The organism is Caulobacter sp. FWC26, assembly GCF_002742645.2.
Lineage (GTDB): Bacteria > Pseudomonadota > Alphaproteobacteria > Caulobacterales > Caulobacteraceae > Caulobacter.
In genome coordinates this window covers 402,835-427,996 of the sequence record NZ_CP033875.1, presented here as the reverse complement: position 1 = coordinate 427,996, position 25,162 = coordinate 402,835, and the positions used below count along the sequence as shown (strand labels likewise).

18 protein-coding genes, 1 tRNA gene and 1 pseudogene are annotated in these 25,162 nt (G+C 66.6%); 10 read left to right on the top strand and 10 right to left on the bottom strand.

The genetic code is table 11. The features are described from left to right. Positions 1–3: 3 nt before the first annotated feature. Positions 4–417 carry a hypothetical protein gene (locus CSW63_RS03695; RefSeq protein ID WP_127846930.1) on the bottom strand — a complete coding sequence of 138 codons (414 nt, stop codon included), beginning with the start codon at positions 415–417 and terminating at the stop codon, positions 4–6. Positions 418–893: 476 nt separating this feature from the next. On the opposite strand from CSW63_RS03695, the gene CSW63_RS03690 reads away from it, so the two are divergent. After that, on the top strand, positions 894–2,000 hold the full coding sequence (locus CSW63_RS03690) for a ferritin-like domain-containing protein (protein ID WP_062094471.1): 1,107 nt from the start codon (positions 894–896) through the stop codon (positions 1,998–2,000). Positions 2,001–2,166: 166 nt separating this feature from the next. Here CSW63_RS03690 and CSW63_RS03685 read toward each other — a convergent pair whose 3' ends face one another. Then, positions 2,167–3,768, bottom strand: coding sequence for an FAD-dependent oxidoreductase (locus CSW63_RS03685; protein WP_062094470.1), 1,602 nt, complete (start codon positions 3,766–3,768; stop codon positions 2,167–2,169). A 23-nt stretch (positions 3,769–3,791) separates the two neighbouring features. Next, positions 3,792–5,453, bottom strand: coding sequence for an acetolactate synthase large subunit (locus CSW63_RS03680; RefSeq protein WP_062094468.1), 1,662 nt, complete (start codon positions 5,451–5,453; stop codon positions 3,792–3,794). A gap of 75 nt (positions 5,454–5,528) precedes the next feature. Here CSW63_RS03680 and CSW63_RS03675 point away from each other — a divergent pair, with 75 nt between their 5' ends. The 8 genes and pseudogenes from CSW63_RS03675 to CSW63_RS03635 all read left to right on the top strand — a co-directional run bounded on the left by CSW63_RS03675 (position 5,529) and on the right by CSW63_RS03635 (position 17,839). Beyond that, complete coding sequence (locus CSW63_RS03675; protein WP_062094467.1) at positions 5,529–6,176, top strand: TetR/AcrR family transcriptional regulator; 648 nt, start codon at positions 5,529–5,531, stop codon at positions 6,174–6,176. A 1,425-nt stretch (positions 6,177–7,601) separates the two neighbouring features. After that, entirely contained in the window at positions 7,602–9,314 is a 1,713-nt protein-coding gene (kdpA, locus tag CSW63_RS03665; RefSeq protein WP_062094465.1) for a potassium-transporting ATPase subunit KdpA, read from the top strand. An 11-nt stretch (positions 9,315–9,325) separates the two neighbouring features. After that, positions 9,326–11,386 carry a potassium-transporting ATPase subunit KdpB gene (gene kdpB, locus CSW63_RS03660; RefSeq protein ID WP_062094464.1) on the top strand — a complete coding sequence of 687 codons (2,061 nt, stop codon included), beginning with the start codon at positions 9,326–9,328 and terminating at the stop codon, positions 11,384–11,386. Positions 11,387–11,413: 27 nt separating this feature from the next. Beyond that, positions 11,414–11,992 (top strand): potassium-transporting ATPase subunit KdpC, encoded by a 579-nt coding sequence (gene kdpC / locus CSW63_RS03655; protein WP_062094463.1) that lies wholly within the window; start codon positions 11,414–11,416, stop codon positions 11,990–11,992. Further along, positions 11,992–14,688 carry a sensor histidine kinase KdpD gene (locus CSW63_RS03650; RefSeq protein ID WP_062094462.1) on the top strand — a complete coding sequence of 899 codons (2,697 nt, stop codon included), beginning with the start codon at positions 11,992–11,994 and terminating at the stop codon, positions 14,686–14,688. The genes kdpC and CSW63_RS03650 overlap by 1 nt, the downstream gene beginning before the upstream one ends. Positions 14,689–14,695: 7 nt before the next feature. Continuing rightward, the gene (locus CSW63_RS03645) at positions 14,696–15,394 is read left to right on the top strand and encodes a response regulator (RefSeq protein ID WP_062094460.1); all 699 of its coding nucleotides are present in this window, start codon (positions 14,696–14,698) and stop codon (positions 15,392–15,394) included. A gap of 84 nt (positions 15,395–15,478) precedes the next feature. Further along, entirely contained in the window at positions 15,479–17,110 is a 1,632-nt protein-coding gene (locus CSW63_RS03640) for a cell wall metabolism sensor histidine kinase WalK (protein ID WP_168193731.1), read from the top strand. Next, a pseudogene (locus CSW63_RS03635) lies at positions 17,111–17,839 on the top strand (response regulator transcription factor). Between the two features lie 79 nt (positions 17,840–17,918). On the opposite strand, the gene CSW63_RS03630 reads toward CSW63_RS03635, so the two are convergent. The 6 genes from CSW63_RS03630 to CSW63_RS03605 all read right to left on the bottom strand — a co-directional run bounded on the left by CSW63_RS03630 (position 17,919) and on the right by CSW63_RS03605 (position 23,194). Then, positions 17,919–18,482 carry a hypothetical protein gene (locus CSW63_RS03630; RefSeq protein ID WP_062094456.1) on the bottom strand — a complete coding sequence of 188 codons (564 nt, stop codon included), beginning with the start codon at positions 18,480–18,482 and terminating at the stop codon, positions 17,919–17,921. A gap of 190 nt (positions 18,483–18,672) precedes the next feature. Further along, positions 18,673–19,293, bottom strand: a complete 621-nt coding sequence (locus CSW63_RS03625) for a hypothetical protein (RefSeq protein ID WP_127846929.1) — start codon at positions 19,291–19,293, stop codon at positions 18,673–18,675. Positions 19,294–19,309: 16 nt separating this feature from the next. After that, positions 19,310–20,026 carry a DUF2490 domain-containing protein gene (locus CSW63_RS03620; RefSeq protein WP_062094452.1) on the bottom strand — a complete coding sequence of 239 codons (717 nt, stop codon included), beginning with the start codon at positions 20,024–20,026 and terminating at the stop codon, positions 19,310–19,312. Beyond that, positions 19,990–20,673: an OmpW family outer membrane protein gene (locus CSW63_RS03615; RefSeq protein WP_062094450.1), complete on the bottom strand. Its 684-nt coding sequence runs from the start codon at positions 20,671–20,673 to the stop codon at positions 19,990–19,992. Before CSW63_RS03615 ends, CSW63_RS03620 begins: the two co-directional genes overlap by 37 nt. A 227-nt stretch (positions 20,674–20,900) precedes the next feature. After that, positions 20,901–21,884 carry an NAD-dependent epimerase/dehydratase family protein gene (locus CSW63_RS03610; protein ID WP_062094449.1) on the bottom strand — a complete coding sequence of 328 codons (984 nt, stop codon included), beginning with the start codon at positions 21,882–21,884 and terminating at the stop codon, positions 20,901–20,903. A 2-nt stretch (positions 21,885–21,886) separates the two neighbouring features. After that, complete coding sequence (locus CSW63_RS03605) at positions 21,887–23,194, bottom strand: UDP-glucose/GDP-mannose dehydrogenase family protein (RefSeq protein WP_062094448.1); 1,308 nt, start codon at positions 23,192–23,194, stop codon at positions 21,887–21,889. Between the two features lie 252 nt (positions 23,195–23,446). Between CSW63_RS03605 and CSW63_RS03600 the strand changes: the two genes are divergently transcribed. Further along, positions 23,447–23,520 (top strand) — tRNA-Cys (locus tag CSW63_RS03600). 68 nt (positions 23,521–23,588) lie between these two features. Here CSW63_RS03600 and CSW63_RS03595 read toward each other — a convergent pair. Then, on the bottom strand, positions 23,589–25,160 hold the full coding sequence (locus CSW63_RS03595) for a DUF1501 domain-containing protein (RefSeq protein ID WP_062094447.1): 1,572 nt from the start codon (positions 25,158–25,160) through the stop codon (positions 23,589–23,591). Between the last annotated feature and the right edge of the window lie 2 nt (positions 25,161–25,162).

Sequence of the window (25,162 nt, the reverse complement as noted above, 5' to 3'; positions counted from 1 at the left end):
GGGTCAATCATTACCACTGACCCGCGTCCGCCCACCAAAGGCGCCGACCGCAGGTCCGAACAAATCCGGCCGTCGAAGTTGGATCGCCGAGAGGAGGCGTTCACGCCCCTCATGCAGATCGCTCCAATAGACACGCCGCCCATCGACGGCTTCAACGAACCAAACTCCGCCATCCAAACCGCCTATACACGTCAACTCGGGCCAAGTGATCACTTCGCGCGGCCCTCGCAGGACAGAAGCGAAAATCTGACCCGCACCTTCAAGTCCTTCGAGGCGCCAGGTCACCCGCAGCGACCACAATCGGTCTGGATTCGCCAGCCACCCGACCAAGCCGCCCAGAATGATCATCACGGCCGCCGCCAATTGTCGATCAGGCGCCAGGGCGGTCAGTCCAACCGCAATCCCAAAGCCCACCATCAGGCCCGCGCTCGCGGGGCCAAGCCAACCCACCCAGCGGGGGACGGCCGCGACGCCCGCAAGGGTTCCGCCTGGCTCTGACCTCGGCGCCAAGCGCTGCGACAACCAAAGGCTGATCGCCACCAGGCCCATGGTCAGCACAGCGCCTGCGATTCGGCCCTCAGGATCGGACGCGATCACGAGCGCGCCCAGTTCTGAATGCCTGTGCGCCAGCCCACGCAGCGTCGCTGAAACCCTGAGCCCGGCAAGATCAACTCCCATGGGCGGTGCGGCCAGATCGCCGTAACAGTCAAAGACCGTAGTCGAGGCGCAACGCCGACGCTTTGAGTTGGGTCAACCGCGCACGGATCAGGACCGCGCCCTCACCTACACGCGCCTGACGGTAAGTTGAGCGGCGTCAAAGATGACGCCTGCGTCATCTTTATAGTGGTGACGGAGAGCCGCGCCTTGAGACGCGGGCTCGCAGGGAGGAAAACATGCATGTGACCGTTGTGGAGCGGGCGCCGACGGCGATCCGCCAATTCGAAAGTGAAGAGCTGGCCGGCAAGCTGACCGGTGACGATGTCGAGGTGATCCGCGAGATCTTCAACACCCCGCTGGTCGGCTCGTACAACTGGGACTACGAGGCGGCCAACGCCAAGATCCGCAAGCTCTATGAGCTGGGCAAGCGGTTCAATTGGGACGCCAGCCTGGATGTCGACTGGGATGCGCCCTACCCGCTGAGCCAGCCGCCGTCCGACCCGCAGCTCAACGCGTTCGTGGGCCATCCCAAGTATGAAGCGCTTAGTGAAGCGCAGAAGATGGACTTTGCCTGGCGCAGCCACGCCCAAACCTTGTCTCAGTTCCTACACGGCGAGCAGGGTGCGCTCATGGTGGCCAGTCAGTTGGTCTCGTGCGCGCCGACCTATGACGCCAAGCTCTACGCCGCGTCGCAGACCTTCGACGAGGCGCGCCACGTCGAAGTGTTCAACCGCTATCTGCGTGAGCGTTGCAAGCTGGTCTATCCGATCAACCCGAACCTGAAGGCCCTGCTGGACAAGGTGCTGTCGGATCCGCGCTGGGACCTGAAGTTCGTCGGCATGCAGATCCTGATCGAGGGCCTCGCTCTGGCCGCCTTCCAGTCGATGGCCATGACCGCTCGCGACCCTCTGATCCGCCAGATCGTCGAGCTGGTCATGCGCGACGAGGGTCGTCACGTGGCGTTCGGCGTCAACTATCTGGAGGACTGGATCAAGGCGCTGCCGCCACAGGAAATCGAAGACCGCGCCCAGTTCGCCTATGAGGCGTGCGTGATCATGCGCGAGCGCCTGTTCTCAACGGACGTCGCCGAGGAGTTCGGCTTCACGGCCGAGGAAGCCAAGGCGATCCAGGTCGGCGGCGCTGTCGGCCAGGCGTTCCGAGACTTCCTGTTCGAGCGGATGATCCCCAACCTGAAGCGCGTGGGCCTGCTGACCGAGGCGGTGCGATCCAAGTTCGAGGCGCTCGGCGTGCTCAAGTGGGAGGACGCCACCCATGACGGCCTCATCGACTGGGCCACCTTGGAGCGGCCGCTCCCGACCAAGGCCGTCCTGGCGGCGGAATAGACGCAAGGGTTGAACTTATGGCGCGTTAGATTCGCGCGCGAGCGGTCAAACCGCTCGATCGCGCTCCCAGTGTATCAATTTCAGCCCGTCCCTTGCGGCCCTCACGGTCGCGGGGGACGGTGGACCTTGCGCCTGAAACTCTCAAGGCCAACGCATCGACAAAGGGTCACATCGCCCGCGCGGCCGCCCGCGCGGTCAGGATGCAGCCAGGCAGGAAGGAGCCTTCCAAGGAGCGCTTGCCTGCGGCCCCGCCGCCGCCGAACCCTGCGGCCTCCCCCACACAGAACAGGCCAGAGATCGGAGCACCCCTCGCATCGAGCACCCGACTCTGCAGATCCGTTTGCAGGCCGCCCAGGCTCTTTCGCGTGACCAACTGCATCTGAATCGCGATAAACGGACCCGCGTCGCGCCGCTGCAGGGGCGCTGGCCGACAGGTGCGAAGCCGATCCGATGGCCACTGCCGAGCATGGACGATCCGGCGGATCTGGTCGTCGTTCTGCAGCCGGGTTCCCCCGACGAAATTGGCGTCGTAGGCGTCGGCGCTGGCCTGGAGGACCTCGGGCTTGATGTCGTCGGTTCCGGTCAAGGCGTTCATCTTGGCCGCCAGACCCGCAAGCGTGGCGTCCGCCAGAACGTGTGGGCTGTCGCGCTGGAGCCGCCGAACCAGCCCCGAATTGCCAAACAGCGTCTCACGCAAGAAGGAGAACATCTGGCGATCACGAATAGATGCGTTGTGCTCGGCGCCCGAGATCGCCAGTTCCTTGATCGCGATCCGCCAATTCAGCAGGTGCCAGGTGTAGGGTCTGGGTTGAGCGGCGACCCGCTGGCAGAGCGCATGGGTGTCAAACCCCGTCACCAGGGGCTCAGGTCCGATCCGCACGCCCCTGTAATCGAGCCACAGCGCCGACTTGCAGGGGATGACCGACAGGCCATGGCCAGGGAAATGGGGCTGGGGGTGGGGAAAGCCCGCCGCATAGTTCCACATCTCTCCGGCGTGGGTGATGCGGGCGTCCACTCGCCCGACGGCCTCCTGATGCAGCCGCCCGTCCGAGAAGGGGTGCGCGCCATTCAACATCGCGCTGGGCATGGGGCGGTCCTTGGTCCAGTTCGCACGGACCTGCCGCGCGTCGCCGTTAAGGCCTCCCATCGCCAGAACCACCATCGGCGCCTTGATCAGGCTCTGCGCGCCGGTCTCCTCATTGATCGCCAAGGCGCCCGATAGCGCTCCGCCAAAGTTGTCCAACGCCTCGATGCGGGTGCGATGCAGCACCGTGAGCCTCCCCCCGGGATCGGCCGCGCGCATCGCCGCGATCAGCACGCGGGTCATGTGGCGGGCGGTCCCCCAGACGATGTGATAGCGCGGCAGGGCGTTGCCTTCGCCATAAACGCCGCGCTCAACCCAGTTGACTGTCGGCATGAACCGTACGCCCTCGGCGCGAAGCCAGTCATAAACCTCGGGCCGGGAACGCTCGGCGTAGTGTTGCGCCCAGGCGCGTGGCCAGTGATCGTCCGCGCCCAGTTCGCCAAACCGCAGCCAATCGCGCAGGGCAATCTCGGGGGTGTCGCGGATGCCCAGCCGCGCCTGAAGCGGCGTACCGACCAGAGCCATGCCCCCGAACGCCCAGAGCCCAAGACCCCCAAGACGCTCAGGCGTATCCTTGTCGACTACAATGACCGAGCGTCCCTGTCGCAAACACTCGAGCGCAGTGACAAGACCGGCCACGCCGCCGCCGGCGACAAGTACATCGGCCTGATGGGTGATCGCCATGGTTCGGGCGCTCCATAAGGCGCTCAGGGCGCCAGCTTGCGCTTGACCGCCGAGGCCAAGGGGGACGGCATCTTGTCGAGCGCGCCCAGCACATGCGGCAGCAGCTTGCGCTTCAGCCCGCCAAGGGCCGGTGGCACGACCGCATCGATCAGGTGAGGCCCCGGCGTCGCCAACGCCTGAGCCAGCGCGCGACAAAACGCGTCCGTCTCCTCGACGCGGACCGCCGTCACCCCCATCCCCTCGGCGATCTTCGCGAAATCAAGGCCCGCCCCGCCCAGGTCCAGCTGCGCGCGCGCCTTAGGACCGATCCGCTCGGCGCCGACCCGCTCCAGCTCGACATTGAGCACCGAGTAGGCGGCGTTGTTGAAGATCACCGCCGTGACGTTGAGGCCCTCGCGGGCCAGCGTCCAAAGCGCCTGGATCGTGTACATCGAGCTGCCGTCGCCAATCAGCGCCAGCACCGGCCGCTCGGGACAGGCGATGGCCGCGCCGATCGCGTTGGGCAGGCCTTGTCCGATCGCTCCGCCCGTCAGGGTCAGAAGGTCATGGCGCGGGGCGCCGGCTGTGTAGTGCGCCAGCATCAGACCCGAGGTGATGGCTTCATCAATCAGGATGGCGTCTTGGGGCAGCAGCTGGCCAACCGCCTTACAGACCTTTTCGGCCGTGAGCCTGCGCCCGCGCGGGGCCGGCGGCCGCAGGGCGGGCGCGGACGGGGCCTGAACATTGTCGGCGCCCAGCGCAATCGCGAGCTTTTTCAGGCTGCCGACCGCATCTTGGTCAGGGGCCGCCAGCGTCTCCACGGCGCAGCCCTCCGGTGTCAGATCGCTCCTCCTGCCCGGATAGGCGAAGAATGAGACAGGCGCTTTGGTGTCGACGAGGATCAGCCGCTCGACCCCCTTCAATTGAACAGCGGCCATCTCCGCCAGATAGGCGATCCGCTCGACAGCGGGCAGACCAGCCCCACGTTCTAGGCGCGTGGGGAAGGTTTCGGCGAGAAGCTTGACCCCGCTGTGGGCGGCGATCCGCGCGGCGATCCATAGGGCTTCTTCACGCAGACCGCTTCCACCCAGCAGCATTGCGGTCCGACCGCCAGTGCGGATCGACGCAGCAAGGGCCTTGACCTGATCATCGTGCGCGCAGCTTGGCGCGGCTGTCGCCGACGGGGGCTCGGGCGTCCCCCCTTCGCCCCAGGACACATCGGCCGGCAGGATCAGCGTGGCGACCTGGCCTGGAGGCCCCTTGGCGACAGCCAGGGCCTGAGCCGCGTCGCGACACAGCGCTTGGGTGGACTGGCTTGTGCGCACGAATTGGGGCGAGACGTTGCGGGCGACAGTCTCGATGTCGGACTGAAGTTGGGCGTCGTAGGGGACGTGCGAGGTTGCGTGGTCGCCGACGATGTTGAGCACAGGAACCTTGCCCTTGCGGGCGTTATGCAGGTTGGCCAAGCCGTTGCCGAGACCACACCCCAGATGGAGAAGGGTCGCCGCAGGCTTGCCGGCCATCCGCCCATAGCCATCGGCCGCGCCGGTCGCCACGCCCTCGAACAGGCACAACACCGCGCGCATCTGCGGAGCTGAATCCAGCGCGGCCACGAAGTGCATTTCCGAAGTGCCGGGATTGGTGAAGCAGACCTCGACCCCGCCCTGAACCAGGGTCTTCATCAGCGCCTGAGCACCGTTGGGCATGACGTGCGTCCTCCGTCGTCCCGGCTGCGGGGCCCCCGACTTCAGATTTGGCCGGTTGCGACCTAGAGTGACGATATGGTCACTACTATCATCAATGACAATAGCAAGCAACCGTCGCAGAAGCGCACCCGCCGAACCTCCGAGGCGGCGCGGGAAATGCTGCTCGAGGCGGCGCGCGCGCTGCTGTTCGAGCAAGGCCCTGGCGCGGTGACGCTGAAGGGAGTCGCCCAGCGCCTGGGCATGACGCATGGCAATGTCACTCATCATTTTGGAACAAGCGCCGCCCTGCACGCCGCGCTCGTCGAAGCCTCGGCCCGTCGGCTAGCGCGAGAGGCCCATGCGGCGGTTCTGGAAATGCGAAGCGGCGAGATCGGCGCTGAGGCAATTGTCGACATGTTCTTCGACGCATTCAGCAGCAGCGGTCTTGGCAAGCTGCTGGGCTGGCTTGCCGCTAGCGGCGGCGGCGGACTGACGCCAATCCTGGACGTCGTCGCCGACAGCGTCCGCGCCCTGCGCGAAGGCGAGCCGCCTGGAACCGACCACCACGCCGCCGGCGCGGGCCCGATCGTGCTGAACCTTACGAGCCACGCCCTGACTGCGGCCCTGATCGGCGATCGCCTCGAACAGGCTGCGGACATGCCCCCCTGCAGCCTCCGACGGCTGGCCGCAGAGCAGCTGGCGCTCCTACGCGCTCGGCCGCCGGCCCAAACCGATCGAGGCTAGAGGGTAGTCTCTAAGGCTCAAGGCCTGCCGGAGGCGCCGATCCAAGCCTCAACGCAGAAACCTCAACGTGCTTGAGACGCCCTCCCCAAAGCTGTCGGCGGAGCGGAGCGTCCAACCCCGCAGGCCCCACCCGTCCTGGCGCAGAGCGCGTCGCGCTGCCCATAGTGCTTTTAGATCATCGCCGGGCTCATCCCGCTGTGAGCGGAGGCGTCCCAAGAGCTGACGCCTGCTTCCATCAGCCAGGTGACGCAGGTGTGCCGCATCCAGTGCGGCGTGATTTCTCCGTCCAGTTCCGCGTCACGAACCAGCCCCTCGAACCCGGTTCGTATCCGTCCATGGATCGAACACCCGCCATGATGCAGAACGGTGCGGACACGCTGACCGGGCTGGAGCCTACGCCTTGTGGCTGCGTGATCTCCCTCGTCCTGCAGCGCGGCGATCCGATCATCATGCGCTTTCCACCGCCGCATGTGGCCGAGCAACGGCGCTGGCAAGCGCACCACGGGCCGCCGCTTGGTGGCGTGCTAGCGTTCAGCCTTGCCTCGCCGCCAGATCATCCCCGCCTCCAGGTCAACCCAGGCCCGGGCGGGGCTTTCATGCCACAGGACCTTGGGCGAAACGCCCGGCCGGGTTCCTGTGTAGACCCCCATCAGCACAGAGCGCCGGAGGTGACGGCGATTGGCTGCGGCTGACCTGTATGTACGGCCGAGCAGACTGACGACACAGACCCGCGAGCCTCCAAACGCCGTGCCAATGACATAGGCGTTTGACGCTCGGCATCGACCACGCCCCCAAGCTGGACCTCATCGGTGGACGCCCAAGCGGAGCTCATTTTGAGGAGCTTTGGGGGACGATTTGTGGAACAAAAAAATCTTCATTTTTGACATGAATATGATTTCACTGAACTAATTGCGAACCTCGAGCATCCACCCTCTCCGCCAGCCACCTATCTCCGCAAGTCCAGCTGAAGTTCCGCAAGTCCCCGTTGCGTAAGGGGAAATCGCGAGATCGTATTCCAGTGCGTTCGATGCGATCCGTCGCGTTCCACATCGCACTTGGGGAACGATGTTTGGGACGAGACGGCCCAGCTTCAGGGCCGCCCTACAGCGGTGCAGATAAAACGCGGGCAGATCGAGCGCACGGGTCTCTTTACGCCGTCTTTACGCGCATTCGCCGCTTCCGCATGGCGCCTTTATGCGCGTCCGTCGTCCTTAGCCTCCGACATCCAAGGAGGCCGTGATGGCTGATCTTCTCTATGGGGCGCTGGCGCTTGGCCTGTTCGCCCTGTTCGGCGCGTTCGTCGCCGCGCTGAGGCGCGTCTGACGATGCTCGTGAACATCCTGTGGGGCGCCGGCGCGATCGTGGTCGCCGGCTACATGGTCGCGGCGATGCTGCGGCCCGACAAGTTCTGACGGACCCTTTCCCATGACATGGCAAGGATGGGCGGAGATCGCCCTGACCCTGAGCCTGGCGGTCGCCATCGGCTGGCCGCTGGGCGTTCTTCTTTCCCGCGTCTGGAACGGGGAGAAGACTTTCCTAGACCCCGTGATGCATCCCGTTGAAGGCCTGTTCTATAAGGCCTGCGGTGTTGATCCCAAGAAGAGCCAGAGCTGGCACGCCTACGCCATGGCCCTGCTGGCTTTCAACCTGATCGGCTTTGCCTTCGTCTATGCGGTGCTGCGCCTGCAGGGCGTGCTGCCGCTGAACCCGCAGGGCTTCCCGGGTCTTTCGGGCCATTTGGCGTTCAACACCGCCTTCAGCTTCGTCACCAACACCAACTGGCAGAGCTACGCGGGCGAAAGCACGATGTCGACGCTCAGCCAGATGCTGGTGCTGACGGTCCAGAACTTCGTCTCGGCCGCCACCGGCGCGACCGTGGCGGCGGCCCTGGCGCGGGCGTTTGTCGCCAATCGCGGCGAAGGCGTCGGCAACTTCTGGGCCGACCTGATCCGCACCACGCTCTATCTGCTGCTGCCGCTGGCCTTCGTGGTCGCGGTCCTACTCGTCACCCTGGGCTTGCCGCAGACCCTGGCCGCCGGCGTCACCGCCCATACGCTGGAAGGGGCCGAGCAAAAAATCTCGCTCTACGCCGTGGCCTCGCAGGAGGCGATCAAGATGCTGGGGATCAATGGCGGCGGTATCTTCAACGCCAACTCGGCCCACCCGTTCGAGAACCCCACTCCCCTGACCAACCTGATCACGGCCGTCTCGATCAATACTCTTGGGTGGGCGGCGTTCTTCGCCTTTGGCCGCACCGTGATGGCCAAGAAGGACGTCCGCGCCCTGGTGATCGCCGCCTTCGTGCTGCTGTTCGCCGGCGCGGCGGGTGTCTACGCGACCGAAACCCAAGCCCCGCCCGCCCAGGTCGCGGCCAAGGTCGACACGAGCGTGAACATGGAAGGCAAGGAGGTCCGCTTCGGCGCGCCCGCCACGGCCGCCTGGGTCGCCATGACCACCGGGGCGTCTAACGGCTCGGTCAACGGCATGCACTCCAGCCTGATGCCCCTGGGTGGCGGGATCGCCATGTTCCTGATGCAGTTGGGCGAGATCCTGCCTGGCGGCATCGGCTCGGGCGTCGCCATCATGGTCGTCATGGCCCTGCTGTCGGTGTTCGTCGCCGGCCTGATGGTCGGCCGCACCCCCGAATACCTGGGCAAGAAGGTCGAGGCGCGCGAGATCCAGTTCTCGATCCTGGCGGTGGTGATCATCCCGCTGTCCATGCTGGGCTTCTCAGGGATCGCCGCCGTCCTGCCGGAGGCGCTGAAGGGCCTGATGCACAGCGGCCCGCACGGCCTTTCGGAGATCCTCTACGCCTATGTCTCGGGCACGGCCAACAACGGCTCGGCCTTCGCCGGCCTGACCGCCAACGCGCCCTGGTGGAACGTGACGCTGGGGATCGCCATGGCGCTGGGCCGCTTCCTGCCGATCGTCGCCGTCCTGGCCATCGCCGGCAGCCTGGTCGCCAAGCCCAAGCTCGCCCCCACGGCCGGCACCCTGCCGACCGACGGCGGTCTCTTCATCGGCCTCTTGATCGGGGTGATCCTGATCCTGGGCGGCCTGCAGTTCTTCCCCGCGATGGCGCTGGGACCGATCGTCGAGCACTTCCAAGCGCTCGGCGCGGTCGCGGCCCTCCGCTGAGTGGTGATCCCATGAGTTCGATCGATATCCACGCCGATCAGGGTCGACGCCCCCTCGCCGGCGGCCTCTCCGGCCCCGTCCTGGCCCGCGCGGCCAAGGACGCCTTCCTCAAGCTCGATCCGCGCAAGCTGACCGGCAACCCGGTGATCTTCGCCACCTGGCTGGTGGCCCTGCTGTCGACCGTCTCGGCGGTCGCGGCGGTGGCGACCCACCAGGCGGCGGGCTTCGCCATCCAGATCGCCGTCTGGCTATGGGCCACGGTGCTGTTCGCCAACCTCGCAGAGAGCGTCGCCGAGGGGCGCGGCAAGGCGGCGGCCGACAGCCTGCGCGCCACCCGCGTGACGACAAAGGCCAAGCTCATCGTCGATCCCAACACCGGGACCTGGATTCCCACCCCCGCCCACAAGCTGGGCGTGGGCGAGGTGATCCTGGTCGAGGCCGGCGAGGTCATCCCGACCGATGGCGAGATCATCGAGGGCATGGCCAGCGTCAACGAAGCGGCTATCACCGGCGAAAGCGCTCCAGTCATTCGCGAAAGCGGCGGCGACCGCTCAGCCGTGACCGGCGGCACCACGGTGGTCTCCGACTGGATCAAGGTGCGGGTGACGGCGGAGGCGGGCTCGACCTTCCTTGACCGAATGATCGCCATGGTAGAGGGCGCCGACCGTCGCAAGACGCCGAACGAGATCGCCCTGGCCGTCCTGTTGGCGGGCCTGACCCTGATCTTCCTGATCGCGGTCGTGACCCTGCTGGGCCTGGGCAAGTTCTCGGGCGTCGCTTTGGACCCGCTGGTGCTGGGTGCGCTGTTCATCACGCTGATCCCCACGACCATCGGCGGGCTGCTCAGCGCCGTCGGCATCGCTGGCATGGACCGCCTGCTAAAGGTCAATGTCCTGGCGACCTCGGGCCGCGCTGTCGAGGCGGCGGGCGACGTCGACACCCTGCTGCTCGACAAGACTGGCACCATCACCTTCGGCAACCGCATGGCGACCGAAGTGATCCCCGCGCCCGGCGTGCGTCCCGAAGCGGCCATGAGGGCGGCCTTGATGGGCTCGCTGGCCGACGAGACCCCGGAAGGCCGCTCGATCGTCGAACTGGCCCGCAACGCCGGCCTGACGGTGGAGCCGCCCGAGGGCGCGACCTCGATCCCGTTCACCGCCCAGACACGCCAGTCGGGCCTGGACCACGACGGCCACTCCTGGCGCAAGGGCGCTGTGGACGCCGTCTACCGTTCCCTGGCGCTGGAGCCCAAAAGCATTCCGGCCGAACTGACGGCCGCCGTGGATCGCATCGCCCGCTCGGGCGGCACGCCGCTGGCGGTCAGCGAAGACGGCGTCCTGGTCGGCGTCATCCACTTGAAGGATGTGGTGAAGCCTGGGGTGAAGGAGCGGTTCGCGGACCTTCGCCGCATGGGCCTTCGCACGGTAATGATCACCGGCGACAACCCTGTGACCGCCGCCGCCATCGCCTCCGAGGCAGGCGTCGACGACTTCCTGGCCGAAGCCACGCCCGAGGACAAGCTGCGGCTGATCCGCGAGGAACAGGGCAAGGGCCGCCTGGTGGCCATGTGCGGCGACGGCGCCAACGACGCCCCCGCCCTCGCCCAGGCCGATGTCGGCGTCGCTATGCAGACCGGCGCCCAGGCCGCCCGCGAGGCCGGCAACATGGTCGACCTCGACAGCGACCCGACCAAGGTCATCGAGATCGTCGAGGTCGGCAAGCAGATGCTGATCACCCGCGGCGCCCTGACGACCTTCTCGATCGCCAACGACGTGGCCAAGTACTTCGCCATCATCCCGGCGATGTTCGTGGTCTCGTTGCCGGCCCTGGGGGCGCTGAACGTGATGAAGCTGCACAGCCCGCAGAGCGCCATCCTGTCGGCGGTGATCTTCAACGCCCTGGTGATCGTCGCCCTGATCCCGCTGGCCCTGAAGGGCGTGAAATACCGCGCCGTCGGCGCCGGCAAGCTGCTGTCGCGCAACCTGACCCTCTATGGCCTTGGCGGCCTGATCGCCCCGTTCGTCGGCATCAAGCTGATCGACCTCGTGGTCTCGGCCCTGGGTCTGGCGTAAACACGAGCCATCGGAGACTCATCCGTCATGCTTTCGCATCTTCGTCCGGCCCTGGTTTCGATGGGCCTGTTCACCGCCCTGCTGGGCCTGGCCTATCCGCTGGCCGTCACGGGCGTCGCCCAGGCGGCCTTTCCGGTCCAGGCCAATGGCAGCCTCGTCCGCGACGCAAACGGCCAGGTCATCGGCTCGGCCTTGATCGGCCAGGCCTTCGCCAAGCCCGAATACTTCCACGGCCGCCCCTCGGCGGCGGGGAACGGCTACGACGCCACGGCCTCCAGCGGCTCCAACATGGGCCCGCTGAACGACAAGCTGATCGCGCGGGAAAAAGGCGACGCCGCCGCTTTGCGGGCCGAGAACCCCGGCGCGGTCATCCCGGCAGACGCGGTCACCACCTCGGCCTCAGGTCTTGATCCGGACATCTCGCCGGCCAATGCCCGCTTCCAGGCGCCCCGCGTCGCCAAGGCGCGCGGGGTTACGGAAAGCCAGATCACGGCGCTGATCGACGCCCAGGTTCAGCAGCCGCTACTGGGCTTCATCGGTCAGCCTAGCGTCAACGTACTGGCCCTCAACCGGGCGCTCGACGCCCGCTTCACGAAAGGCGGCTAGTGCCGGCTGACGAACGCTCCTCTCAAAAAGAACCCGGGCGCCCCGACCCCGAGGCGCTCCTGGCCGCCGCCAACAAGGCGCGCCGGGGGCGCCTCAAGGTGTTTCTGGGCATGGCGCCCGGCGCGGGCAAGACCTATGAAATGCTGCGCGCCGCGCGCCGCCGGAAGGCCGAAGGCGCGGACGTCCTGATCGGCGTCGTCGAGACCCATGGCCGCCGCGAGACCGAAAGCCTGCTGCGCGGCATGGAGGTCCTGCCCCGGAAGCCGATCGAGCACCGCGGCCGTGTCCAGATGGAGTTCGACATCGACGCGGCCCTGACGCGCAAGCCGAAGATCCTGCTGGTCGACGAGTACGCCCACTCCAACGCGATTGGCTCGCGGCATCCCAAGCGCTGGCAGGACGTGGAGGAGTTGCTGGCAGCCGGCGTCGATGTCTGGACAACGCTGAACGTCCAGCACCTTGAGAGTCTGGTCGACGTCGTCCAGCGCATCACCGGCGTGCGCCAGCGTGAGACGGTGCCCGACAGCGCCCTCTCCCGCGCCGACGCTATCGAGCTGGTGGACATCACGCCCGACGAACTGCGCGAGCGGATGGCCGCCGGCAAGGTCTATGTGCCCGAGACCGCGCGCCTGGCCTCGGACAACTTCTTCAAGGTCGAGAACCTCACCGCCCTGCGCGAGCTGGCGCTTCGTCGCGCGGCCCAGACCGTCGACGACCAGCTGGTCGCCACCATGCGCGAGAAGGGCGTCGAAGGGCCCTGGGCGGCGGGCGAGCGGATCCTCGTCCTGGTCAGCGGCGATGCGATGGCGGCCACCCTGGTGCGGGCCGGCCGGCGATTGTCGGACATGATGATGGACGCGCCATGGACCGTCACCCACGTGGAGCGGACCGATCGGCCGCTGGCCAAGGATGGCGACGCGGCGCGCCTCCGCGAGGCCTACCGCCTGGCCGAGCAATTGGGCGGCGCGACCATCGCCCTCAGCGGCGGCGACATCGTCGAGACGGTGATGGCCTATGCGCGGCGCCACAACGTCACCCAGATCGTCATCGGCAAGGCGATCGAGAGCCGCTGGCGCGAGCTTCTGGGGCGCTCCTTGGCCAACGCCCTGCTCCGCGAAGCCCGCGGCGTGGCGGTTCACGTCGTCACCGAGGCCGCGCCCGAGCGGAGGTCGCCCGCACCTGAGCCGCCCCGGCCCGATCGTTGGCGCGGCTATGCGGTCGGAGCCCTGTTCATCGCGGTCGCCACCCTGGCGGCCTGGGGTCTGGACGTGGCGTTCGATCGTGTCGATCTCGGGATGATCTTCCTGGCGGCCGTCCTGGCGGCGGGCGTCTTGCACGGCCTGCGCCCCGCACTGGCGGCGGCGACCGTGGCGTTCCTCGTCTACAACTATCTGTTCCTCGAACCGCGCTACAGTCTCGCCGTCGGCGCGCCCACGGACTTCATCACCCTGGTCGTGTTCTGGGCGGTGGCCCTGGCCTCGGGCGGGCTCGCCGGCCGAGTGCGCGAACAGGCGCTGGGATCGCAACGCCGCGCCGCCGCCGTCACCACCCTGCTCGCCGCCAGCCGGACGTTCTCCGCCGCCAGCGGCCGCGACGCCGTCGCCAAGGCTCTGGTGGAACAGGTTTCAGCCGCCGCCGGCGCACGCGCCGTCGTGCTTCTGCCTGAAGGGGATGAAATTGCAGTCACCCACGGCTCGCCCGAACTCGCCACCTTGGACGCCGGGCAGATGGCGGCCGCACGATGGGCTTGGGAAAAGGGCGAAGCCGCCGGCTTCGGAACCGGGACCCTGCCCCAGGCCCGATGGACGTTCTGGCCGCTGGACGGCGTCCGCGCCCGCACGGGCGTCGCCGGCCTGGCCGCGGGCGGCGCGCCGTTGGGGCCGGACCAGGAGCGCCTTGTGCTGGCGCTGCTGGAACAGGGGGCCGTCGCGCTGGAGCGCTCGCAGCTCGCGGCCGAGGCTGTCGAGGCCGAAACCCTGCGCCGCGCCGACCGCTTCCGCTCGGCCCTGATGAACTCGGTCAGCCACGATCTGCGAACGCCGCTGTCGACGGTGCTGGGCGCTTCGACGACCCTGATCGACTACGGGGACAAGCTGGCCAGGCCGGTGCGCGAGGACCTGATCGTCAGCATTCGCGAGGAGGCCGAACGACTGAACCGCTACGTCGCAAACCTGCTCGACATGACGCGCATCGAAGGCGGCGCTCTGCGACTGCGGACCGACTGGCTAGACGTCCGCGACGTGCTGAACACCGCCGCCGATCGGGTGTCGCGCCGCCTGGGCGGGCGGGCGCTCGCCCGGGATTTTCCTCGGGAGCTGTCCCTGGTCCAAGCCGATGCGAGCCTGCTGGAGCAGGTAGTGGTCAATGTCCTCGAAAACGCCATCGCCTATAGTCCGTCTGAGGCGCGCATCGAAATGGCCGCCTATGAGGATCGCGGCAACGTCGTGATCAGCATCGAGGACGAAGGACGCGGCATACCCACATCGGAACTGGAGCGGGTGTTCGACAAATTCCGCCGCATGGAGGAGCCCAGCGACCGCACTCAAGGCGCGGGCCTGGGCCTTTCGATCGCCAAGGGCTTCATCGATGCGTTGGGCGGACGGATCGCCGCCGCCAGCCCCATCCACGACGGGAAGGGCACGCGGATCCTGATCAGCTTGCCCAAGGCCGTCGCGACGCCGCATCACCTGCTATGACACCCGCATGAGCGCGCTTCGCCACCGCATCCTCGTCATAGACGACGAGCCGCAGATCCACCGCTTCCTGGGCCCTGCTCTGGACGCGGCTGGCTACGAACCCCTGCGCGCCGACAGCGGCCAGGAGGGCCTGCGCGGCATCGCCCTGTGGTCGCCCGACGCCGTCGTGCTGGATCTTGGCCTGCCCGACATGGACGGCAAGGACGTCCTCGAAAAGGCCAGAGCGTTCTACCAGGGGCCGATCCTGATCCTTTCGGCCCGCGACCGCGAGGTCGAGAAGATCGAGGCCCTGGATCGCGGCGCCAACGACTATGTCGAAAAGCCTTTCGGCGTCGGCGAACTGTTGGCGCGGCTGCGCGTGGCGCTGCGCCAGTCGGCGACGCCGAAGAGGAGCACGGGTCCGCTCACCTTCGGAGATGTCGTTATCGATCTGGACCTGCGTTTGGTGACCAAGGCCGGCGGGGCCGTAAAGCTGTCGCCCAAGGCTTTCGAACTCCTGGCGCGCTTGGCCCTATCGCCCGGCAAAGTGCTGACCCACAAGGAGCTCCTGGTTGGTGTGTGGGGCGCTGCGCACGCGCATGACACCCAGTATCTGAGAGTGTTCGTCGGGCAGCTCCGGCAGAAGCTTGAAGACGACCCGGCGCACCCTGGATTGATCCTGACCGAGCCCGGGGTGGGCTACCGCCTCCAGGGTTTGGCCCAGTAGCGCCATTTGCTCCGGCGGCGCGCCATTGAGGCCATGCTGGCAAGGACGGCGCTTGCGCCTATCTCTACAATGGCCGCTTTATTTATGGAGATCTGGGTGCAGCGACCATTTTCAGCCCGCCTGACGGTGGCCTTTGCATTGATGGCGGCCCTGGCGCTCGCGCAAGGCGGTCTCGCGGCCTGGATCGCCAACCGAGCCGAGGACCAAGTCCTTCGGGGGCGTGTGGCCGGTGATCTGCAAAGTACGTTCTGGGAGCTTTCAGCCACCAAGCAGCGCTTGCGCGCCTGGTCCCTGCGCGCCCTGATGGGGGCGCCGCACGCGCCGGGTGACGGCGAAATGCTCCGCCTGCGTATGTCTGACGCCATCGTACGCCTGCAGGACCTCAGCGCGCGGGCTGAGCAGATGGATCGGGCCATGGGCATCCAGTCCGGCGAAAGCGCTCAGCGCGACGACGCCCTAAAGCTCTTGTCTCAAAGCGTCGTGGCGCTGCGCGAGCCAATCGCCGATATCAACCGACGAGGCCCGACCCAAGACGCCCTGACGGCATGGGCGGCGATCGAGTCCGTCTTCGACAAGGGCGCAGGTCGCGACTTGCGGGAAATGCTGAATGAGCGGATCCGGACCGAGGCCGATATCCTAAAGCGAACCCGCCAGGTCGCTGACCTTTACCTCATGCGGGTGAAGGTCCTGAGCTGGTCCGCCGCGGGAACCCTTGGCCTGATGGCGATCGTTCTCGCCTTCTACTTCACGCGTGCGCTACGCCGCCCTCTGTCGGCGATGTCCGAAGGCGCGCGCGCGTTCGAGCAGGGGCGTCTGGACCACCGGATGCCGGAGGGCGGCTTTCTGGAGTTCTCGCGCCTGGGCGTCAGCATCAACCGCATGGCCGCCGAACTCTCGGCGCGACGGGAGCAAGAGGCCGAACTACGCGCAGGCCTGGAGGTCCAGGTCGCCACTCGGACCAAGGAACTGGAGGCCGCGCTCGGTGAACTGCGTCAGGTCGAGGCTCGACGGCGTCAGTTGCTCGGCGACATCAGCCATGAGCTGCGCACGCCGATGACCGCTATTCGCGGCGAGGCCGAAGTGGCGCTTCGCGGCCGCAAATCGTTGGACGACTATCGCGACGCCCTCCAGCGTATCACCCAGGCCTCCGGCCAGATGGGCGCGTTGATCGAGGACCTCCTGATGATGGCTCGCAGCGACGCCGAGATCCTGCATTTGAACCTGACCGAGGTTGACCCGCGCCAAGCCCTCGAAGAAGCCATCGCGACGCTGTCGCCCATCGCCCACGTGCGCGAGGTGGAACTCCAGGTCGCCATAGAGGACGCCCCGGCTCGCGTCGCTGCCGACGGTCAACGGCTGCAGCAGGTGATGGCTCTGCTGATCGACAACGCCATACGCTATTCGCATCCCGGCGGTGCGGTCGAGATTGTGGCCGGATCCGATGCGGCCACGCCGGAGATCTGGCGGCTGGAGATCAAGGATCACGGCATCGGCATCGCACCACCTGATCTGGCGCATGTCTTCGAACGCGGCTACCGGTCGGCCGCCGCGCGCGCCCACCGCGCCGATGGGACCGGTCTGGGCCTGCCCATCGCCAAGGCCCTTACCGAACGCCAAGGCGGCGCCTTGCGGCTGGAAAGCGAGACGAACCGAGGCGTCAGGGCGATCCTGACCCTACCCAAGACTGAACCGGCGCCGTCCGAAGGAGTCCTCTAGATGCACATCTTGGTCGTAGAGGACGATGCGCGCGTATCCGACTTCCTTGAGCGCGGGCTGAAGGCCGAGGGCTACAAGGTTCGGGTCGCCCGGGACGGGATCACCGGCCTGGAAGCCGCCCGGGATCTCGACGCCATGCTGCGCGAGCTTGATCAGAGCGGCGTCATCCTGCTGGACCTCATGCTGCCCAAGATGACGGGCATGGAGGTGTGCCAGACCCTTCGCGCCGCCGGCGTCATGACGCCCGTGCTGATGCTCACCGCCCTGGGGGCGGTTGACGACCGGGTGACAGGCCTGCGAACCGGAGCCGACGACTACCTCGTCAAGCCGTTCTCCTTCGAGGAATTGCTGGCGCGGATCGAAGCCTTGCTTCGACGGTCGCGGGAGCAGCGCGCGCCGACCGCCAAGAAGATCAGGGTGGGCGCCGTCGAGCTCGACCGGTCGACGATGCGCGTCTAGCGGGACGGCGAAGAGATCGTGCTGACCGCCCGTGAGTTGGCGTTGCTCGAGCTGTTCCTGTCCTCACCGGGCCGCGTGCTGAGCCGCGAGCGCATCCTGTCGAATGTCTGGGGCGTCGACGAAGACCCGCTGACGAACGTGGTCGACGTCTATGTCCGCCGGCTCCGCGCCAAGATCGACCCGCCGAACGCATCGTCCTTCATCACCACGGTGCGCGGCCTCGGATACAGACTGGAACCCGATCCGGCTCGCGCGCCCCTCAGCGCCTGACGCTCTCGGAAAAAAGACGCCCGCGCGGCAGAGGGACCGCGCGGGCGAAGACAAGGGGATTCAAAGAGGGGGTGGGGATCTACTTCGCGGCGTAAGGCAGCGACGAATGGTGGGCGACGATGCGGATCGCGCCGTCGTCGGTCTTCTTGAAGGTCCAGGTCTTGTCCACCGTCGTCACCTTGCCGTTCTTGTCAGTCATCATGACGTTGCCGGTGGTGCTGGCGGTGTCGCCATGGATCTGGACGGCGGCGTTCTTGATCTCCACCGAACGCCAGCCTTGCAGCGCAAAGCCCTTGTCGTTCGGATAGTTCGGATCACCGCCGACGAAGTAGGCCAGGGCGCCGTCCTTGGTGGTGCGGAAGGTCTGCGGCGCCACGGTCAGGGTCGGCTTGAACAGCACCGGCCCCAGGTTGTAACCGTAGGCCTTGTCGAGCACGGTGCTCGCCAGCGCCTTGGCCTTGGCGTGGCCGCCGGTCTCATGTTCGCGAGCGATGGCGACCAGCGCCTCGCCCCAGGCCTTTTGAGCGGCCAGCACTTCGGCTTCCGTCAGAGCGCCCGTGTAGGTCGTGCTCGCCCAGGCGGCCGGAGCGGTCGCGACCGCCGCAAGGAGCGCGCCGGCGGCGATTAGAGAGCGAGGGTTCATTATCTTCTCCTGATCTGTGCGGCGTCGAACGCCGTGTCCTCAGGGATAGAAGGGGCAAGTGAACCTGAACTGTCGCGCGGATGAACGCCGGATTACAGAACAACTGTCCCGCAAAGACGCAGAAAGCCGCGCCTCTAGGGCGCGGCTTTCGAACAGTTCAGCAACTGTACTGCCCGAGGCGGAAACCCCGCTAACGTTTCCAGCGGTCGACGGCGCTCACCAATCCAGCGACCTCGACGGGCGCCAAGCCCACGGTCAGACCCTCGCCCTGGTCATCCTTCAAGCGCACGCTCCAAGGCATGCGGTCGCCCGGCCGGTAGGTCGCCGCGACGGCGCGGATGACCGTCTCGGGCACTTCGAACTCCACCGTCATGTGTCGACCGCAGGTGACGAGCACCTCGCCGCATTCTTCGCTCCAGCGCCGCACGGTCGTCGGCGCGAGCTTCAGAAGTCCGTCAGAACCCCGTACATGAATCTGGGTCACATCCAGACGCGCGCCGTAATAGGTCAGGTCGTAGGTGACCCGCCAGGAGACGCCCGCGCCATCCCGCGACTTGGCGGCCTTGATGAAGCCATCGCGCACGGCCACGCCGTGGCTGAAGCCCCCCTTGCGGAAGACTGGTTTGGAGCTGAACAGCACGTGGTCCTCGAGCGGATCATCGCGCACCTCGATGCGCTCGGCGATCGTCTCGGGCGTCATCTTCACGAGCGCGGCGTGAAGGGGCTTGTGGCCGACCGAGGCCTGGGCCGGGCCAGCGACGCAAAGCGCGGCCGACGCGGCGGCGCCGAAGGGGACTGCCAAGCTTCTCACGATGTGGCTCCTTTCATTAGAATTGCAGATTGATCCAGACGGCGGCGGCGTGGGTCACCTGGTCTGGGCCGGTGCGGTAGGCGCGCTGGTGCAGGTAACCCGGCTCCAGCGTGACCGCCTTACTGATCGGAACGGAGACGCCCGCGAAGCTGCGCCAAAGGTGCAGGCCGTCACGCTGTCCCCAACGGGTCTGGTTGAGGCCGACAAACGCCTCTGTCCATGCGACGGCTCGGACACCGTCCTTCAAAGGCGTGGTGAAGCGAACCTGCTGGCGCATCCGCCAGCCCGTCCCGTCGCGATCTTCGACCCAGCGCTGTTCCAGACGTGTGCGCCCCGTCAGGGTGACGCCCTTGCCGTCTCCCGCCAGGCGGTAGGACAACTGCTGCCAGCCGCGATGCTCGTGGGTCGTCGACCGCCCCTTGGGCGTCGAGCGGACATAGGCGTAACCCGCCGACACGGTGGTCGTGGTGTCCAGTCGCCAGCCAAGCGAGGGACGGAAGATGACCTGTCCCAAACGGCTGGCGTCATCGCTGAAACGCGCCTGTCCGTCGACGGTCAGAGTCATCTTGTCGCTCAGGGCGCCAGAGGCCTGGACAACCGACCAGGCCTGGGTATCCGTGTCGGTCGCCCACGCGGCTCCAGCGGCGGCGAGCGCAAGGCTCGCCACCGCCAAGCCTAGGCCGCTGCGGCCGGCGATCAGAAGCGCCATGTCAGCCCCGCGCTGGCCACCCAGGGATTCAGCTCGTGCTCGGTTTCCAGCACCAGCCGGTCGCCCGCATGGAACCGGGCCGTCGTGTCCACGAAGTAGCGCTTCACATCGATGCTCAGGCCCATCGCCTTGTTAGCGAGCGGGATATCGACGCCGGCCTGGAGAGCCGCCCCCAGTTCGCTCGAGAGGCCAACCTTGGTGGCGCCCAGAGCCTTGGCGTTGGCGCCGACACCCTCGCCGAACACCAGGAAGTAAGCCGGACCGGCGCCGACATAGGGCTTCACGCCTCCTGTCATCGGCAGGTGATACTTCAGCGTGACCGTGGCCGGGATGACCTCGGCGTTGTCGACCAGGGTCGCGCCCTTCAGCGCGCCGGCGCCCCGCACGTCATGCTGCGTCACGCAGCAAATCGTCTCGACCGAGACCCGCGGCGAAAAGAAATACTCGACCGCGACGGTCGGAACCCAGGCGTCCTTAGCGCGGGTGTCCGAACCGGCGGGCAGGCGCAACTGATCGACCTTGACCTTGGTGATCGCGCCGTCAACCGCCACGTGCGTGGCCAGAGCCTTGATCTGGATCTGGCCACGTTCAGCCGCCTGGGCGCTTCCAGCGACTGCGGTCATAGCCAATACCGATGCGGCGACCGCGACGAATGTCCCTTGCTTGCTCATCAATTCCTGTCCTCGGGGAACGGGCCTTCGCCCACAGGACAAGAGCTAGGGAGCAGCCGTGAACCCCGGCTGTCTGCGGGATGAACGGCGGATTACAGCGTCTCTTTACGGCGACCGATGGCGCGAGCGCCCCCGACGCGCCAAAGCGGCGCCGGAGCCCGCCGATCCGATCGAAAAACCCTTGATGCCCCGGCCGCGAGGAACAGCGGCAGGTGATCCGAAGAGGCTTAAGCGCCCGAAAGATCGAAGCTGCGACGCCAGGCCACGAACTTCGCCAGCCCCTCCGCCAGTTTGATCTTGGGCTTGTAACCGCAGAGCGCGTTCAGCTTATCGATATTGGCGAAGGTGGCGGTGACGTCGCCAGGCTGCATCGGCTTGAAGACCTTTTCGGCCTGCACGCCCAGAGCCGCCTCCAGGGTTGTGATCATATCCATCAGGCCGACGGGATCATTGTCGCCAATGTTATAGATCTCATGGCCGCCGGGAGCGGGAGGATGATCGAGCACGCCCAGCACCCCGTCGACGATATCGTCGATATAGGTAAAGTCGCGGGCCATCTCGCCGCCGCCATAGACCTCGATCGCCTCGCCTCGCAGCATTTTCTCGGTGAAGCCGAAATAGGCCATGTCCGGTCGCCCCCATGGCCCATAGACGGTAAAGAACCGCAGACCGGATTGGGGAAAGCCATACAGCTTGGCGTAGCTCTGGCTCAGCAATTCACAGGAACGCTTGGTGGCGGCGTACAGCGACACGGGGCTCTCGGCCGGATCGCTCTCCTTGAAGCCGTCTCCATTCAGCGGCCGATCGCCATAGACGCTGGACGAACTGGCATAGACCAGATGCTCGACGCCCGCGTGGCGACAGGCTTCGAGCACCGACAAATGACCGGCCAGGTTGCTGCGCTCGTAGGCGAAGGGGTTGTCGATCGAGTAGCGGACTCCAGCCTGGGCGGCCAGATGGACCACGCGCCGGGCGCCGGACGCCGCCATCAGCTCCGAGAACGCCTGATGCTCGGCGATGTCCAGGCGGACCATCTCGAAGCCGTCCCGCCCCATCAGCCGCGCGACGCGCGCCTCCTTGAGCGCAGGATCATAGTAGGCGTTGAACACATCAACCCCGATCACGCGCTCACCACGCAGCAGCAGCCGCTCGGCCACGTGGTAGCCCACGAAGCCGGCCGCGCCTGTGACGATGATCGGGCCCTTGGTCACGCTCAGCCGCGCCCGATGGAGGCGTAGGTGAAGCCGTGACGGACCATTTCAGCCGGCTTGTAGACATTGCGAAGGTCCACGACCGTCGGCGACCGCATCAGCAGCTTCAGACGATCCAGGTCGAGGGCCCTGAACTGATCCCACTCGGTTAGGATCACCAGCGCATCGGCGCCCTCGGCGGCCTCATAGGCGCCGGCCTTGAAGTCGATGTCCTTGAGCATGTGCGCGGCTTCCCGGGCGCCTTCGGGATCGAACGCCTGAACCTTAGCGCCCAAGGCCTGCAGGGCCGGAATGATGTCCAGGCTTGGCGCGTCTCGCATGTCGTCGGTGTTGGGCTTGAAGGTCAGGCCCAGCACGCCGATCGTACGGCCCGTCAGGTCGTCGAGCTGCATGGCCCTGGCGATCTTGCCGGCCATCGCCTTCTTGCGGTCGTCGTTGATCTGCACCGTGGTCTCGATCAGCCGCGTGGGCGCGCCGAAATCCTGAGCCGTCTTCACGAGCGCGATCGTGTCCTTCGGGAAGCAGCTGCCGCCATAGCCCGGACCGGCGTTGAGGAACTTCGCACCGATGCGCTTGTCCAAGCCGATACCCTTGGCCACTTGCTGAACATCGGCGCCGACCTTCTCGCAGAGGTCGGCCATTTCGTTGATGAAGGTGATCTTCATCGCCAGGAACGCATTGGCCGCGTACTTGATCAGCTCACTGGTGCGCCGCCCCGTGAACACGATCGGGGTCTCGTTCAGGGAAAGCGGCCGGTAGAGATCGCGCATCACCGCCTGGCCGCGCTCGTCGTCGGTGCCCACGACCACGCGATCCGGACGCTTGAAGTCCTCGATCGCGGCGCCCTCGCGCAGGAACTCGGGATTCGACACCACCGCGAACTGAGCGTTGGGATTGGTCTTGCGAATGATAGCCTCGACCTCGTCCCCGGTGCCCACCGGCACGGTCGACTTGGTCACCACCACGGTGAACCCGTCGATCAGCCCGGCGATCTCCTCGGCCGCCGCGTAGACGTAGCTGAGATCGGCGTGCCCGTCGCCGCGGCGCGTCGGCGTGCCCACCGCGATGAACACCGCTTCGGCCTCCCTGATCGCCTGGGCGCCGTCCAAGGTGAAGAACAACCGTCCTTCGCGCACGTTGCGGGCGACCAGATCATCCAGCCCAGGTTCGAAGATTGGAATTTCGCCCCGCTCGAGCCGTTCGATCTTGCTGGGATCCTTGTCGATGCATGTCACGACGTGGCCGAAGTCGGCGAAGCACGCCCCAGACACCAGGCCCACATAGCCGGTCCCAATCATCGCTACGCGCATTTGTCCCTCACGAGAGCGCTCGCCCCGAGATCGGGACGTTGCTGATGTGCGCCCTAGCCTGACCTAGCGGGGTAATCCAGCCGAATGTTGGCCTTTGGCGCAAAGGCGCGCTTGTTAAAGCCGTCGCTAGCGACGCACGTCCTTTGCCGGCTGCGTCTGTCGGCCCGGTCATCGATTTGCCGGTTGCGGCCCCGCGAGCGCTCCTGTATCGAACCCCCTCCCCCGCCGACGTGATTGCGTCGACATCCGGATGGCCCGGTGGCGGAGTGGTGACGCAGCGGACTGCAAATCCGTGCACGCCGGTTCGATTCCGGCCCGGGCCTCCACCTTCAGACCTCGGCCAAGGGCGATCGCAACCGCCTGACCCGCCTTGAGCCCGCCCTGAGGCGGGGGATCAAGCAGACTTCATAAAGCCGAGATCCGGCGTCGCGAAGGCCGACAATCTCGGGAAGATCTTCGCAAGGCTGGCAGGCGGAACGCCGAACCACTTGGCCAGTGTGGCCATGTACTGATCGACGGACGTCGTAGGGATCAGCGCGGTGCCGGCCATGTCCGGATTGTTGAAGCCAGTGGCCGTGTCATCAATGCCGACCGTAGGAAACTGGCCGTAAATATCTCCGCCCTTCACCGCGCCGCCGAGTATCAGGTGGTGCGCGCCCCACGCGTGATCCGTACCATCACCATTGGTGGTGAAGGTGCGGCTGAAGTCCGAAGCCGTAAATGTTGTCACGGCGTCACCGTAGCCACGCGCGACCATTTCGGCGTCGAAATAGGCCAAAGCGTGGTCCACCTGCGCCAAGAGCAGGCCCTGCCGGTCGTTCTGACCATCGTGCGTGTCAAACGAACCGATCTGGACGAAAAAGACCTGCCGCTTCGGCCCCAGGGTTCCATTGGCGACGATGGTCTGCGCCACGGCTCGGAACTGGTCAGCTAGGTTATTGGACGCCGTCGCGCCGGTCATCGGATTTGTAAACGCCGGCGGCGCGCTGACGGGCGAGCTGGCCAAAGCCTTTGTGAATGTTGTGGCCGTGGTGTTGGACGTCGTCATGGCGTCGGCGTAGGCCTGTCCGAGCAGGTTTCCGTCGGCGTCATTCCCCAGGAGCGTCGCCGAAAGCGCCGACAGGAACGTCGATGAGTTGTTGTAGGAACCGGTCTTCTGAAGCAGATCAACCTGCACCCCACTGCCACCGCTCGCGGTGACCGAGATGCGGTAGGGCTTGACCTGCGCACCAATCGGGAAACCCGTCAGGCCCGCGGTGGTGAAGGCGGTGAAGTTGATGCTCGACGCGCTGCTCGAAACAGCAAAGACATCGCCCATCTGCCCGCCATAGCCTAGCGCGCTGTAGCCGACCTGGCCGGTCTGCCAGGTTTGCTGCTGGTCGTTGTGCGAGAACAGACGCGGCGGGATCTGAACGCCGGTGGTCGGCTTCTGGTACTGAGCCTTGGTCAAGGGCGCCAGGAGCGTGCCGACATTGGCCAACGCCGCCAGCCGCCCGGCGTTGAAGGCGTTCTGCATGTTGGGCATCAGCGGATGTAGGGCGAAGGTCCGCGCCGGCGCGTTGGCCGCGGCGCCAGGAATCTTCTGAGGCGTCTTTGGCGTGATCGCCCGCACCCCGCCCCAATACTCCGGGAAGTTGCTGGCCGTGACCCGTCGGTTGGAGACGGTGTTGATGGACCCGATCGGCGTCGGCGCCGTTCCGGGCGGCATCAAGGCGATCGGCGTGGCGCCGCGGAACCGCGCGGTCCAATAGCGTTGCCAGCTCGCATCGTCTGTAGCGAGCAGCAGATTGTTCGCGTCATTTCCCCCGACGAGGAAAAGGCAGACGATGGCCTTGTAGTCGGTCGGATTCTCGGCGGCGGCGGCGGCGCCCACGGTCGACAGGTTCAGGACCAGCGGCGCGGCGGCCCCAAAGCCGACCAGACCCTTCAGGGCGTCGCGGCGGCTGGGCTTTTGATGGCGCGTCATAT